This window comes from Mesorhizobium sp. B2-2-3, from assembly GCF_006442405.1.
In the GTDB taxonomy this organism is placed as follows: Bacteria; Pseudomonadota; Alphaproteobacteria; order Rhizobiales; family Rhizobiaceae; genus Mesorhizobium.
Map to the genome: position 1 here is coordinate 158,007 of NZ_VFWC01000005.1, position 13,966 is coordinate 171,972.

At 62.6% G+C, this 13,966-nt stretch carries 11 protein-coding genes; all 11 read right to left on the reverse strand.

The window, feature by feature from the left end; all coding sequences use genetic code 11:
• Nucleotides 1–16 precede the first annotated feature (16 nt).
• Nucleotides 17–1,075, reverse strand: coding sequence for a DUF2169 domain-containing protein (locus tag FJ951_RS11335; RefSeq protein ID WP_140515101.1), 1,059 nt, complete (start codon nt 1,073–1,075; stop codon nt 17–19).
• A 78-nt stretch (nt 1,076–1,153) separates the two neighbouring features.
• On the reverse strand, nt 1,154–1,669 hold the full coding sequence (tagF, locus tag FJ951_RS11340) for a type VI secretion system-associated protein TagF (protein WP_140515102.1): 516 nt from the start codon (nt 1,667–1,669) through the stop codon (nt 1,154–1,156).
• Nucleotides 1,666–5,202: a type VI secretion system membrane subunit TssM gene (gene tssM, locus FJ951_RS11345; RefSeq protein WP_140515103.1), complete on the reverse strand. Its 3,537-nt coding sequence runs from the start codon at nt 5,200–5,202 to the stop codon at nt 1,666–1,668. Before tssM ends, tagF begins: the two co-directional genes overlap by 4 nt.
• Before the next feature lies 1 nt (nt 5,203).
• Nucleotides 5,204–6,526, reverse strand: coding sequence for a type IVB secretion system protein IcmH/DotU (gene icmH, locus FJ951_RS11350; RefSeq protein ID WP_140515104.1), 1,323 nt, complete (start codon nt 6,524–6,526; stop codon nt 5,204–5,206).
• Nucleotides 6,527–6,530: 4 nt separating this feature from the next.
• Complete coding sequence (tssK, locus tag FJ951_RS11355) at nt 6,531–7,865, reverse strand: type VI secretion system baseplate subunit TssK (protein ID WP_140515105.1); 1,335 nt, start codon at nt 7,863–7,865, stop codon at nt 6,531–6,533.
• A gap of 38 nt (nt 7,866–7,903) precedes the next feature.
• Complete coding sequence (gene tssJ, locus FJ951_RS11360) at nt 7,904–8,356, reverse strand: type VI secretion system lipoprotein TssJ (RefSeq protein WP_140498291.1); 453 nt, start codon at nt 8,354–8,356, stop codon at nt 7,904–7,906.
• A 3-nt stretch (nt 8,357–8,359) separates the two neighbouring features.
• Nucleotides 8,360–9,832 carry a type VI secretion system-associated FHA domain protein TagH gene (tagH, locus tag FJ951_RS11365; RefSeq protein WP_140515106.1) on the reverse strand — a complete coding sequence of 491 codons (1,473 nt, stop codon included), beginning with the start codon at nt 9,830–9,832 and terminating at the stop codon, nt 8,360–8,362.
• Nucleotides 9,829–10,896, reverse strand: a complete 1,068-nt coding sequence (tssG, locus tag FJ951_RS11370; protein WP_140515107.1) for a type VI secretion system baseplate subunit TssG — start codon at nt 10,894–10,896, stop codon at nt 9,829–9,831. The genes tagH and tssG overlap by 4 nt, the downstream gene beginning before the upstream one ends.
• Nucleotides 10,860–12,734, reverse strand: coding sequence for a type VI secretion system baseplate subunit TssF (tssF, locus tag FJ951_RS11375; RefSeq protein ID WP_140515108.1), 1,875 nt, complete (start codon nt 12,732–12,734; stop codon nt 10,860–10,862). Before tssF ends, tssG begins: the two co-directional genes overlap by 37 nt.
• Nucleotide 12,735: 1 nt before the next feature.
• Entirely contained in the window at nt 12,736–13,491 is a 756-nt protein-coding gene (gene tssE / locus FJ951_RS11380; protein WP_140498535.1) for a type VI secretion system baseplate subunit TssE, read from the reverse strand.
• The gene (locus FJ951_RS11385; protein WP_115143971.1) at nt 13,478–13,933 is read right to left on the reverse strand and encodes an Hcp family type VI secretion system effector; all 456 of its coding nucleotides are present in this window, start codon (nt 13,931–13,933) and stop codon (nt 13,478–13,480) included. The genes tssE and FJ951_RS11385 overlap by 14 nt, the downstream gene beginning before the upstream one ends.
• Between the last annotated feature and the right edge of the window lie 33 nt (nt 13,934–13,966).

The following is a 13,966-nucleotide window of genomic DNA, read 5'->3' on the forward strand; positions in this document are numbered from 1 at the left end:
GTATCTCCTTTGATAGTCAATCGTCTTCTTCCCCCTGCCAGACGCCCGTCGCCGCGATTGTTGGCGAAATGCCGATACGCTTTCTGATGCGCAGATTTGTCATCTTCAGGTGCTCTTCGTCGAACGGCACCGGCAGAGTAGACATCCACGTAATCGAGAACTGCCTGAGATCAGGCTTGATGCGCAGCGTGTGGAAGTTGGCTTCGCCGTTTTTGCGATCCGGGCGATTGTAGAACTTGGTGGTCATGTCGAAGGTGATACGCGGCAGCAGAAAATGCAGGAAGCCGTCTGCGGTGAAATTGCCGAGCCGCACATCTTCATAGCCGATGAGTGGGGTCTTGGTTTGCTGGTCCTCCGGCGCGCACTGGTAGTACAGTCGGTTGAAATCACGGGGCAAAAGTGGATCGCGGGTTTTCTCCCATTCCTCACCATAGGTTCCGGCGTATTTCATACGCGGCTGCCAGTGCCGCGCCACCGGCCCGAAGCCGGCCGGCTTACCACTCCTGTGGTCGCGATAGGGCGCGTCGGGATATTCGAAATTGGGGCCAGTTTTGCTGATAAGCCGCTGCGGGTCGACTGCAAAGCCGGTGCCGACCGGATTGCGCTGGTCCCAGTTCGGCGTCGAAGCTTCCATATCCGTGCCGCCGTAGGTCCGGCGCCAGCTAATCGGCATTTTTGTGAATGGTTCCGCCCGGCTCATCCGCACCGAAGCCGCGCCAGGCATGAACACACGGTCGCCGAGCACGTTGACGGTTTTGTCCACGTCGCCGACTTTTATGCGCGCCGCGCTCTCCACGCTTGGGCGCCCGCCGGGCGCATAGACATGTCCTTCGACCAGAATATCGGTGTGCTTCTTCTCCAGATTAAGATCCGTCTCGTCGAGAAGCTCGTTCGGATCCGCACCGTGAACGGGCGCCAGATTCACCGGCGCCTGATCCTTCAGGAGTCGCTGCTTGCCGTCGGGATCGATCTCGAACGACGCCTTGATCGCGATCAGCCAGATCTCATGTCCGCGCTCGTCACGCGTCCAGCTTTCCTGGGCGGCAAATGGCGTCTCGTTGGACAGTATCCACATTTGAACTCACGCATCCTTACGCGGTGGTGAAACAGCGGGCCTTCAACTGTCTTGGCAATATCTGCATCAGCTGGTCTCTCAACTGGCCGCAAAGATCTTTTCCAGCGTCGCTTGCGGCGATTGCGGATCGATGTCGAAAATATCCGAACGGGCGGTCCACACCACCATGCCGCTTATGACCTCTTCGCTTGGCTCGACAGGCGGTACCAGCAGGGTGCCCAGCGCGGCATCCAGTTCTTCGGGTGTCAGCTCGCCGTGTTGGCCGGCGATGGCCGCGTCTTCGATGCTGGAAAACCACGCCTCCGCATCGGCCAGCTGAACGGGCGCTTCAGCAAGCCGCGCCACGATGGTCAAAGGGAATTGTCTGCCAACCCTGTCGGCACTCTGCACGATAATGCCTGCCGACGCACCGAAGGAAGCCGGGCCGGCCAGGAAGCGCAGCGCGGTTGTGCTTGGCCAAAATTCCGAACCGATCAGCGGCACGAAATGCTGCGCCAGCCAGCGGTCCCAGACGCGCACAAAATCGCCCGGCAGCCGCCGGGTGACGAAATCCCCCGTCGCCGGGATCTTGCCGTAGAAGCCGGGCGCGTTCATATCTGCGCGGGACATGTGAACTTCTTGAACATTTCGAGGTTGTAGGGGTTTTCGACGCTGGCGGCCTTGAGCTCGAAATCGGCGTACATGCCTTTCGTGCCCAGGCGCAGACTGTAGACATCCGAAAGCGAGGTTCCGGTGAATCGGCCGCTGCGCAACATCCTCAGCCATGCCCAGCTGCCGGTCTCGTTGAGCATGATTTCGGGCGATCCGTCGATCGGCTGGAAGGCGAGCGAAATGACCCCGGTGCCGTCCTTGCCGGGCCAGGTCATCGGTTGCGGCCGCGTTGCGTTGTTGTAGTAGACGAGGCTCTGGCCATCGAGATTGAGCGTGACGCGCGTGAGGTTGGGAGACAGATCCTTCGGTTCGAGCGTGAAGCTCATCACCGGTCCGGCACCCCCGGGGAAAAGATCGTCGCGGATGTGCCTGGCCTGCTCGAACGCCGCCAGCGCCGAAGGGTCGAGGCCGAAATCGGCGCGCCACTTCCAAGGCTCGCCGGTCGTGTCGACATAATTGATCAGGTGGTCGTTGATGAAACCGTCGATCAGCCCGGCGGGCCCGAACAGGCGGGCGAAATCGCGCACGTTGACGTCGACCGCACTGGCTTCGCTGAAGGGATAGCGATTGTTCAGCGCCGCCTGGCAGAAAGGCAGTATGTCGGCCCGCCAGATGGCGTTGAGTTCCGAAGTGACCGCCTTCTGAGTCAAATTGCTGGTGTCGCCGGCTATCCCGCCCAACCAGCTGTTGATGGGATCGGGCAGGATCTGGGCCTGCCTTGCCACCGCGCCCGTCAGTTCGGCAAGGCCTCCCTGTTTCTTGATGGCATCCTGTGGATTGGGGTTCGCGGTGACCGTTTGCAGGACGTTCGAAAGCGCGGTCAGTGCGACAACGGCAGCATCCAGCGCCGGTGGCTGGCCGTCGACCTCTGCGATGGTGCTCTTCAGCGGTTTGAAATGTTCGGCCACCAGATTGCCGGTCAGGTCCACCTCACTGGCGGATCCGGCGCGGGGAAGTAGTTTCGCACCCGATGTCGCCAGCTTGCCAAGCTTGCCCAGCTTGCCGAGTAGTTTCGAAGCGCCCTTGGCTGCCGCCTTGTCGTCGGCAGGCGCTTCGTCGGAACGGGTCAGTTCTGTCTCCTGGACGACCGCCGTAAGCAGCCGCTTCAGCGCTGAATCAGCACTCGAGAGGTCTTTCAGGTTTTCGCCGGCGACATTGAGATCGGTCAATGGTGCAAGCCTCATGTCGCGCAGGAAGCTATCCCATTGCGCGATGTAGTCGTCGTAGTAGAGCTTCAGAATATCCTCGGACAGCGCCGAGACGGATGTCTCGGCATTTTCCGAGCAACCGCCGGCGAAAACCGCACGATCGAGCGCCGCCTGGGCGGCGACATCGTCGATGCGGTCGAGAATGACGTCGTGAAAGCCGGAATAGGTGAAAGCGCCCGAAATGCCGACGCGTAGTGTCTTGCCCGAACGCCGTGCAAACACCTTGCCGCCGTTTGGGCCGGCGAAATTGGCCGGTATCCACTCCTTCAGCCCGGCCACTGCCGGATCGGCCAACAACTGCTTGTAGCCACGCGCCGGCAACGAAATCGTGCAGACCGTTTTCAGAGCTTCGGCAACCAGGGCCTGGTCCGGCGCGACATAGCTTTCGTCGACCGTCATCCGGCGGATCGCGGCAAGCTGATGCTCTTCGGCGTCGGCTGTCGGAAATGGCGCCGCGGCCGCGAATTCGGGCAGACTGTTCACCCACCAGTTCTGGGCGTAGTCTGGATCCATCTGCGACAGGCCCGTCATCATGCGATAGGTCTTGAGCGCACCGAGCATGAAGTCGGGATCGCGGATCTGGCGCCACATCGTCGCCTCGAGCAGGGCCACCATCCGGGGCTCGAGCACGTTGCGGAGGGCGTGGTCATAAGTGTCGGCCTGTGCCCTGACCAGTTCCGCCGAGGCCGATGGGCCAAGCAGATCGTGGGCAGCGCCCGGCGGTGCTGTCCGGGCATTTGCGACCGCGTCCATCGCCTCGAGCGCGCCGTCCATGGCAGGCCGCTCCACCGATGCCGGGGTTGCGGCAGCGGAGGTCAGCGGCGTTTGCAGCGCTTCGAACTGGCCTGCCTGCGCCGAGATCGCATGGCGGTTGTCAAAATAGGACCAGGTGAACAGGCCGCCTGCCAGCAACGCCGCCGCAGCGCATGCGGCAGCGGCGCCGCGCCAGATCCAGGCTCGGCGGCGTTGCGCCAGTGGGTCAAATGTACCGAGGCCTGCTTCCTTGAAGATGACTTCAGTGAGGAGGTTCTTCAGGAAGAAGCTGCGTTTCTCGACCCGAGATGCGGGCAGGGCGCGCCGCGGTGGAAGACCGAAGGAGGAAGACAGCGCGGCGGTCAGCCGGTCGATAGGCGCCCCTTCCTGCGTCGCCGATGTCAGGTAGAGGCCGCGCAGCCAGGCAGCCTCCTCATACCGGCTTTCGCCGAACATGGCTTCGACCAGCACCTGAATCGGTTCGGACAAGCTTGTCAGTTGGGCGGGAAACCTGAAGATTTCGGCACGGGCGGCGAGTTTGTCCTCGTCCTCCAGGCGCGTCACCAAGCGCCGCTCGAGTTCGGTCGCCAGCGTCGCGATTTCTCGTTCGATGGTCTTGCCATCGACGCGCGCATCCAGCGCGAAGGTCGTCCCCCACACCTGTTCGCGCGAGGCGGTGGACAGACCGCCGAAGAAGGGCTCGAAGCCCTTGATCAGGTCGGCCTTGGTCAGCATCAGATAGACCGGCAGGCGGATTTCAAGGCGGTCGTTGAGCTCGGCCAACCGGCGGCGGATCTTGCGCCCGTGCGCCTTGATGGCCTCGTCGCCCTCCGAAAGGACGTCGATCGAAAGCGCGACGATCACGCCGTTCAGCGCACGGCGGCCGCGATGTTTCTTCAAGAGGTCGAGGAAACCGAGCCATTCGGCCGCGTCGACATCCGGCTGGCTCTCCTGCTGGACATAGCGGCCGGCAGTGTCGATCAGAACCGCGTTTTCGGAAAAGAACCAGTCGCAGTTGCGCGTGCCACCGACCCCCTGCAAGTCGTCGGTGAGATCGATCGGAAAATTCAGTCCGGACTGCCGCAAGGCGGTGGTCTTGCCGGTCGCCGGCGGCCCGACGATGACGTACCATGGCATCTCGCGCAGGAACTTGCGCCCGCCCAGCTTGCGGCGCCTCAGTTCGGTCATCACCTCGGCAAACTTGGCGCCCACGGCGGCGACGTTCTCCTCGCCTGGGCTGAGCGGCTTTTCCACCGCTGGCGCGGCAATCTCGGCCACGAACATCCGGTTGGCGCGGATCGCCCGACGCTGGGCAACGATCAGCCAGACCAGCCAGAAGATGACCAGCAGCGCGATGATGACGATGCGCACATTTTCGGAGGCGAAGGGCTCGTAGGGACCGACCCTGACGATCGGACCGAAGATCCAGATAACCAGGGATAGCAGCGTCAGGCCGATCAGCGTCCACAGCCAGCGCGATGTCAGGACCGCCCAGAGGAAGCGCAGGATGAACATCTCACAGCCTCTTTTCGACGAGCACCTCGACGCGGCGATTCAAGGCTCGCCCCTCGCGCGTGCTGTCGCTGGCCACAGGATCGGTGGCTGCCCGGCCCTCCGAATGGACGCGATCCTGCGGCACTCCGTTTTGAACCAGCATGTCGGCAATCGTCCGGGCGCGAGCCTCGGATAGGCGCTGGTTGGTCGACAGCGGGTTGGTCTTTTGCAAAGGAACGCTGTCAGTATGGCCGACCACCGTGATGTTTCCGATCAGCTCCTGATTGGCGAGGATCACCTTGGCGATCGAACCGATCAAGGGTTCGAAACCATCGGTCAGTTGTGGCCGCGATGACTGGAATAGTTCGGGGTTGGAGGCCTGGATGATCAGCTTGGCCAGTGAAACACTCTCGGTGCCGCTGAGAGCAGATTTGAGCTCGGCCGGCGCCCCCGCCTGGAATTCCGGCAACAGCGCAAAATCCACTTTTTGCGGTGGCGGGGCGTCGACTTTGGGCGACCCGCGGGTGATGTCGCCGCGGGCAGGCGGTGGCAGGGCACGAACAAGTGCGGAAAGCTCGACCGCCTGGCTGCTCAGTCCCATTGACAGCCCGATATGGATCGCCGCGGCTGCAACCGCAGCACCGAGCGCCATGACCCAGATCGGCACGATGAAGCGCTGCGGCTGGTCGGAGGCGATGACACCTTTCCAGTTTGGCGCTAAAGGCGCGCCTTCGGCGTCGGCATTGCGCAGGAAGCGGGCCGCCGCCACGCGAACCGCATTGAGCGAGCGGTCGCCTGAGCGGCCGGGCACGCGATATTTGCCACGGAAGCCGAGCGCCAGGCAATGGTACTGCAGTTCAAGCAATTCTCGGTCCCGGTTAGGATGTCGTTCCAGTTCGTCGAGTCGCGTGAAGAATTGCGTGCCGGCATCGACATCGCCGCGCAGCATGACGACGAGCGGCTGCCGCGGCCAGGCGCTGGCCCCGCCCCAAGGCGTGTTCAGGGCCAGATCGTCGAGCAACGCAGCCACCACCCAGGCTGCCTGGTCGGCTCGCTCCATCGAGGACCCCGTCGACATAGCCGTGTCGCGTGCCCGAACCAGTTCTTCGAGCAAACGGGTGCGCAAGACTTCCGGATTGTCTGGCGGCATTGCGCTTTCGAGCTCGGGGGCGAACTCGAGCAAGGGCGCAAAGGCGTTGACAAGCGCGTTCGGGTGGGTGCGAGAGCGTTTTACCAGTGCGCCCGGCGAAAGTGGCGCCATGGGCCTTGGCATCGGCGCGCCGCTCAATCGTATGCGAGTGCGTTCGCGATCCTCCGACAGTCCGAAAGGATCATCGCGGCTCATGATCTCACCTGTTCACCGAATAGCAGTCCACCTGCGGCTCGCTTGGCAACACGCCCGAAACACCGATGACGAAGCCTGGTGCGTCGAGCAGCGAGGCCCAGTGTTCGCTTTTCTGATCCAATTCGAGGCACAGTCGATCGCCGTCGTAAGGGATTTCGCGTGGCTGGGAATGAAGCGGTTTTAGCGGAATGCCGGGCAAGCGCGATTTCCACAGGCCCTCGAACTCGTCGGCCGAGCCGACGGTCGCCTGATTGACGAAGATCTTGCGCAGGGCATCCTCCGACAGCTCCGAGCCGACCCGGATGACGATGCGGCTGGCCACCAGCAGCTTTGGGTTGTCGATGCGAATTTTCCAGACATTGGTCGAGTGCCGCATGACAGGCAGCGCACGCGATTTCGGCTCGATGTAACGAAGGCTGAGAATGAGCGAGCGCAGCGCGTCCGCCAGCGCCGAATAGGCAGGGCCGGGCGCCATGTGATCGTAAGCGGGCAACTCGCCCAGCCGCCGCGCGCTCGATCCGTAAGTTGCCATCGAACCGGCGAGCCCGGCGAGTTCCAGGTAAAGCTCGGCCGGATGGAAGACATCCTGCGCCAGCATGTGAGCCAGTCGCGGACGCGCCGCATTGGCGAGATTGAGCATCAACAGATCTTCGACGCTGCGCCCAGGCCCGCCCATGACCATCTTGCCATGCGCCTCGGCGATCTGGTCGAGGCCGGTGACAACTTCCAGAAGCAATTGCCGATACCAGGCCACCGCGCCGGTAACCAGTGCCGGTGGCAGGAAGCTCTCGTCCAGAGAGACGCCGCCATCGGCTCGAACTCCGTTGAGGTCGGCTATCGGCAAGGCGGTGTAGCCACCAACCGACTTGCCAGGTGCAAGCAGCAGCGCCTGCGGACGGGCGATTTCTATTTCTTCAGGATCCGAACCGCCCTGGACAGCGTCGCGCACCGAAACGATCCGCCCGTGATATCGCGCTCCAGAGGCGGCGGCGTGTGCCGGATCGAAGCCGACACCACCGGGAGGCTCCAGCGGCAAGGCGACCAGCACCGGCCCTGCGCCCGTCTCCGGGGTGACCGGCAGCGGTCGCGGCGCGTCCATCCAATCCGGAATGGAAAAAGGTGTCCCATCCGGGAAGATGCCCCGGGCCGACAGGATCGCGACCTGGCCGGATTCCAGCAATGCCTGGTCCAGCGTCAGCTGTCGAAAGCCGAACGTATGCAGTTGTCCGGCCTGCAACGCGCCGCGCACCGTCGCCTCGAAGAAACGATCCTGCTGCTGGAAATGCTGGGTTCGCAGGAAAAGTCCTTCGGACCATAGCACCCTGTTTGCATCGCTCATGCCGCTACTCTCTGCATTGAGCTCCCTTACCTTGGCTGCTAGGCGGAGATGCCGCCGCTGCCCAACGTGACATTGATGGTGAACTTTGATCCCGGCGACACCGACTTGGTTGTCCGCCAGTTCCTGCCGCCAGGTTCGCGGATCAGTGCAACGAAGCCCAGAGCCGTCGCGTCCGGCTCGACAGTGATGGTCTTGGATGCGGATTTTCCGGGCCCGACGGCGATCTGGTCGGACCCGATAAGATCTCCTGCGAGTGCGCTGCCGGCATCCCCCTGCAGCGCAAAATAGTCGGCGGAATTGAATTTACCGGTGCTTTTTAACCGCATCACGAGAACCGTCACCGGCCGGTCGCCGCCACCTGGCCCCGGATTCATGCCGGCCCCGCCGGTCACGTTGACGGTGATCACCGACGGCTTTGGCGGACCGCTCTGGCACGCTGCAACCAGCCCGGTCGCGCCCAGGGCAATCATCAATTCACGTCGGTCGATCATGGCTTACTCCTCCTCATATGCATCTCGAAAATCAGTGCCGATTTCGCCAAGGAAGCTTTTTTCCGCGCTTTCGGCGATTTCGCGATGGCGTTTTTGATAGAGCTCCCACAGCTTGGCGCCGCGCCCGCCCGAAAGCAGGGTGCCGATCGCCGAATTCGATTTCAGCTCGTCCTCGATCGCTGCGGGATCGAAACGATCGATCATCCGTCGCAAAGCGGCCTGTATGCCTCGCCAAGCGCGCACGTGATGTTGCGCGAGATCGCGAACTGCATCGGCGATTGCCGCCTCCCCGGCGAGAAATCCGGGGCTGCGCTCAGCGATCAGCGTCACGATGGCGTCGTCGACCGACGGCAGAAATTTGAGCGGATTGACTTCGGAGGCACCGACCATTGTCTGGGCGACGCGAGCATTTCCTTTCTCCTCGGCCCGCTTGCGCAGAAGCTGCATCAGCCCTTCCATCATCAGCCGGTATTCGCGGCCGAACTTCTCCATTTCCACGATGCTGTCGCGCCCGGGGAAATCGGCTTCCTCGACGCCCATGCCGCGCAAGAAGGCGGCGCGGAGCGCCATCTCGGCGGGCTGCGCGCTTGCCGGCGGGCGGGCAGGTTTGGAAGCAGCACCCATGCGCGCTGGAGGCAGGACATCGGCCGGTTGCGCGGGAATATCCCAGGGATTGGCGGATGGTGGCCGTTGGGCAATGCGCTCGCGCTGGCCGGTCGAGGCCGAGTTATTTGTCGAACTGGGCGAGGAGACCGGTCCGAAACCAAAATCATCGTTGAAGTCGGACAGCTTTCCCGCTGCGGATTCAGCTCCGTGGCTGGGAGGGGGGGGCCGGTCGAGGCTGAATGGATCCGCCCGGCTGCCCACCCCGCCCTGCTCGACATAAACGGCGGCGTTTTTCGACACCGGCGTTGAAACCGGATCGAGGCTGAACGGGTCGTCGAAAGCAGGCGAGTTGCGCTGGCCGGAGGACGCGCGCTCGAACGCCCCTGGGATCGGCTGCTCGAATGGGTTCGGCAGATCAGCAGGTCGAGGCCGTTGCGGCGCTTCTTCGACCTTGGCGGAAAAGAAGTCATCGCGGCCGATGCTTACCGGCGCCCGCGATGCCGCTGGCAGACGTTCTGGTACCGGCTGGATGACTGCGGGCGCTTGAGCGGCCGCGATCTGCAGGTCGACACAGACGACGTAATCGCCCAGCCTGAGCCGCATGCCGCTTTGAAGGCGTGCGGACTTGCCTGGACCAAGCGGGCTATCGGAATCGTTTATGAACAAACCGCTGCTCGATGTGTCGGTGACGAAATATCCATCTCGCCCGCCAGAGATTTTGCAGTGAGCGCGTGAAACGAACATGTCGGGATCATCGATCTGCCAGCCTGCATCGGCGCTGCGGCCGATCACCAGCTCACCTTCGTCCAGGCGAGTTTGCCGCACCGCCTGGGTGCGTGGCCCTTGCTCTAGCGTTAGCAGCAGACTCATGCCGCGCCCCCCGCCATTTCCGGCCGCCATCCGACGATAGTGCGCAGCCGCATATCATCAGCATCCCCCCTTTCAGCGGGTCGCGCAAGCCAGGCGGTTCGGCCGAGCTGCACCGCTCCAATACGGGGCGGCGGCACTGCTTCACGCGCAAGCACGATACGCAGATCGACATCGAGAGATTCTCCGACCATGTCGCGAACCGCGTGCTGGAACAGTTTGAGCCGTTGGCTGCCCGGCAGGAATGTCTTGAAATCATCATACTTTAAAGGGCCGACCCGCAGTTCGATCCTGCTTTGGCGGGTGAAAACGCGTGGGCCGATCGTCGCCCCCCGACCGAGCACAGCAAAGGATTTTGCGAGGCGGGTCTGGAGGCCTGCTGGTATCATTGTCCAGGCGGCGACGAATTCCTTGATCTTTATCGGCACCTTGAAGGCTTCCGCCAGGAACAGTGTCAGTCGTTCCGGGCCCTCGACCTGGCTGGCGAGCGAAGCCGCCTGGCGAAGCTTCACCATGTCGAGATCGATGTTTCGGGTGCCGGGAAGTCCGATACCGGCCACGGCCGCAAGCATGGCGCGAACCCGGCCACCGACCGCGCGTTCAACCTGAACGGCCGGATTCGCATCCGCCCACGCCCGATAGTAAAGGGCGATCATGCGGTGCTGCAGAATGTTGACGAAATCGACGAAAGTAGTGTCGCTGGTCAGCTGTGCGTTGGCCCCGGCGAACCACCGCTGCGACAGCCGGTCGAGCACCCAGCGCGTCAGATGCAGCGGCATTGGACCCTCGGGGCCCAAGAGACCCAGATTTGCAATCGTGACCCGGGCCGGCTTGCCGTTGTCGGCTTCGCGGAAATGGACCAGGTCCCTGGCCGAGAAGGCGAGGCGCACATGCTGGCCAAGCCTTGCCGGCTCACGGTCGGGACGGCCGGAATGGCCGAACACGGCATTTTGCTGTTCGAGACGGCGCAGCAATTCGAAAAAGTCGAACCCTTCGGACAGACCTTCAGCGGGGTTTGGGCTGGGCTTGTCTAGATCAGGGAGCGATTGCCGGGCGTCATCGGCCATGGCACATCCTCCTGCTTCTGCAGCAGCCGCGTGCGGGTCCGCACGAAACCGTTTATTCCGGCATATCGGGCGAACAGCCGCGCCAGCAAAGCCGAAAGCAGCAAAGTGCTTTGGCCAGCCAGGATGGATTCATCGACATGCAACGTAACCTCGGTGCCGCGTCCGAAGCACATCGGCCCCTCGATCTGAAGCCGCTCCACGACCGGCCGCGAGTCGATGCGGGCGATCGAATGTACATTGCGAGCCAGGCTGGGATCGCCTCGGTCGGCATAGATATCGAGAAGCGCATGCAACGGGTCGACGCCGCGGCCCTCCTTGGCAAGGCTGAGGAAGTTAAGCATGAGCTGTGCCACCAGCCGCCAGGCGAGATCGTCGGCGCGCGATTCACCCTCGGCCCCTGTGGGCAGTGCTGCGGGGATCGCCGGATGCGGTGGACGCAGGGCTCCAAGGAGCCTGACGATTTCGACCGGGTCGCCGGCCTCAAGCGTCAATGTGGGATTGTCATCGAGGATCGGCAGGTCACGATTGGTGCACAGTGCTACGACGTCGAGACGCTTCAGAGGTCGGTACGCCGGGCTAGCGAGCGGTCGCGATACGGCCAGGAAAACGTCGTCGCCGGTGTATGACGTGCGCGTTAGACCGTCGCGCCGTTCGTCTTCGGTCGCGCGCCGAGGGCGCCGCTCGGTTGAGTAGACCCACCCACTGCCGCTGTTCTGCCCCAGGCTGAACAGTTCCGGAATTTCGGCGTCGTTGCCTTCGGTGTCGGCGTCCTCAACACGAATGATCCGATAGATTTCAAAGTCGCGCGCCCGCGTGCGGTCTGCATGCAAAACCTGGCGTGTCTTACGCGCATCGATCTCGACGACGTTGCACTCACGTTCGAAAAGATTGATGATCGGCGTTGCGAAAAGTTCGAAGTCGGCCGATGTCAGATCGGCCAACTCTGGCACCGGACGCCTGAATTGGAAGACGATCTCAAGCCCTCCGTCGCATCGACGCACGACAGGCTGTAGCCCCGAAACCCGCACATAGTGGAAGCGCTCGGGCATTATGAAGTATTCTCGCAGGAGGCGATATCCTTCGAATGTCGGGCGGGTACGCGGCATCAAGGCTTCGTCGTCGCTGATGCCAACCATTTCGGGCGCTGGCAAGGGCGACAACGGGTTGCTCTTGCCCTCAGCGCGTGCGCCAACGCTTGAGCAAGTGCCGAAGATCGCGTCGAATAGCAGCGGCGCCTTGGTTCGCCCGGCAAAATAAATATCGAGCCGGTCGAGCGTCAATTCGTGGAGCTTGCCTTTTCCGGTCGGGGCCAGCGTGATGCGGAGCGCCGCCTCGCCGCGCACACCGCCGACCGTGGCCATCCCGGCCGCCGCCAACGCGCTGCGGTCCTGAAAATAGCTGACCGAAGTGATTGCTATCGGCCACAGGGTCGTCTCTTGCGCGGTCGAGAAAGTGCAGCGCGTCGAAAGGCCGGGCCGCAGGCTGGAAACCAGCCGGGTGTTGCGCCTGACGACGTGGCCGTCGAGCATGGTCTGGACCTGCTGGCCTGGTTTGAGCACCACCATCGCCGTTGCCGGCGCCGGGGTGACCAGATCGGGATAAAGAACGTCGAGCACACTGCGCGAAAATCGCGAACGCTCGGCGTCGACCTTTAGCCGGGTGCGCGCCGCGAGGAAAGCCACGCCATCCAGCAGCCGCTCAACATAGGGGTCCGGACAGGGGACCGTGTCGAGGGAAAGGTTGCGCGCGACCGCTGGATGCATATCGGCAAATTCGGCCGCAAGGCCGCGGATGTGGGTCAACTCCTCCTCGTAATATTCGACGAAGACCCGATCCATCTCAGGCGTCCCTGATTTCGGTCCGCGCCGCGCCGTTATCGAGATTGATCGTAGTGCGCAGGCGCATGCGTTCCGGTGTCGGGGTTATGATCAGCACACCGTCAATCTCGATCTTGAGGCCGGCGGTCTTGTCGCCAAGCGTCACTGTGACCTTTGTTGCGCTTTCCTTGAGGCGGGGCTCGAAGGTGGCGAGCACCGCACGGATCTCACGCGCCAGCACATCGCGATCAAAGTCGCGCGAAGACCTGCCCGAGAAGGAGGGGACGCCGTAATTGACCACGCTCCGGCGCACCTCCGGGAAATCTGCGAGCGACGGTGGGTTGTCCGATACCTGTTCATTTTCCAGATCGGACAGGAGCGGCGTGGCCTCGAAGCGCTCGGTGTTGAAGAGCGCCTCGACGTCACGCCGCACTGCTTCTCTGAGCACGCGGGCTGACACCACAACGCCGCGACTTTCGATCTCGACCCGATGCTGGGTCTGAAAGGCCAATCGATGCAGACGCCGTTTTTGCTCGGCTGTGAGTTCGGCATCAGCGTCGATGGCCCGCGCGCTGGCGCCAACGAGGGCGTCGACACGGTCGGCGCCAAGCTCGTCGAGCAAGACATGGCGCAGCCCGTCTATCTCCGAGGTCAGACCAGGCAGGTCATTGACGAGGCGATCCCAAAGCGACGGCTGGACGGCCTCGCTTTTTGCCCGCAAGCTGCCGGTACTGTGCTGCTTGCCAGCGTCGGGTCGCCGACCCTCACTTGCCGACATAGACATCCATTTCGGCTTCATCATTGCCGTCATAGACGAACTTGATCTTCTTGTAGGCGAAGCTGACCTCTTCCTGGATCAGGTCTTCCTCATCCTCGGCCTGCGACATGTCGTATTCCATGATCGAGGCGTCGGTGAGGGTGACGACCAGATAATCCTTAGTCTCGCCATCGATCGTCCGACGTGCCGAGAACACCACTTCATCGAGGGCCTTGTTCTCGAACAAGGCTTTCTTGAGATAAGGCGAAGATTTGTCGTAGTGTTTGATGAACTTGATCATGCCCATGGACACGCGCCCCCGACGTGAGAGCGAATTCGGGTCATAGGGTGCGACCATCTTGTAGTCGACGCCATGGATTTCGATCTCATCATCGTGGCCGTCGCGGGTGCTGGGGCCCTTGATATCGGGAACCTTCAGAAAACCATCAATCTTTACTGGCATTGTCTCTCTCCACCATTGTCAAAAAAAAGATTG

Bases quoted from the DNA above. Each gene is read 5' to 3' on its own strand.
- FJ951_RS11335 (WP_140515101.1), bottom strand. From the start codon at position 1,075: ATGTGGATACTGTCCAACGAGACGCCATTTGCCGCCCAGGAAAGCTGG.
- tagF (WP_140515102.1), bottom strand. From the start codon at position 1,669: ATGAACGCGCCCGGCTTCTACGGCAAGATCCCGGCGACGGGGGATTTC.
- tssM (WP_140515103.1), bottom strand. From the start codon at position 5,202: ATGTTCATCCTGCGCTTCCTCTGGGCGGTCCTGACATCGCGCTGGCTG.
- icmH (WP_140515104.1), bottom strand. From the start codon at position 6,526: ATGAGCCGCGATGATCCTTTCGGACTGTCGGAGGATCGCGAACGCACT.
- tssK (WP_140515105.1), bottom strand. From the start codon at position 7,865: ATGAGCGATGCAAACAGGGTGCTATGGTCCGAAGGACTTTTCCTGCGA.
- tssJ (WP_140498291.1), bottom strand. From the start codon at position 8,356: ATGATCGACCGACGTGAATTGATGATTGCCCTGGGCGCGACCGGGCTG.
- tagH (WP_140515106.1), bottom strand. From the start codon at position 9,832: ATGAGTCTGCTGCTAACGCTAGAGCAAGGGCCACGCACCCAGGCGGTG.
- tssG (WP_140515107.1), bottom strand. From the start codon at position 10,896: ATGGCCGATGACGCCCGGCAATCGCTCCCTGATCTAGACAAGCCCAGC.
- tssF (WP_140515108.1), bottom strand. From the start codon at position 12,734: ATGGATCGGGTCTTCGTCGAATATTACGAGGAGGAGTTGACCCACATC.
- tssE (WP_140498535.1), bottom strand. From the start codon at position 13,491: ATGTCGGCAAGTGAGGGTCGGCGACCCGACGCTGGCAAGCAGCACAGT.
- FJ951_RS11385 (WP_115143971.1), bottom strand. From the start codon at position 13,933: ATGCCAGTAAAGATTGATGGTTTTCTGAAGGTTCCCGATATCAAGGGC.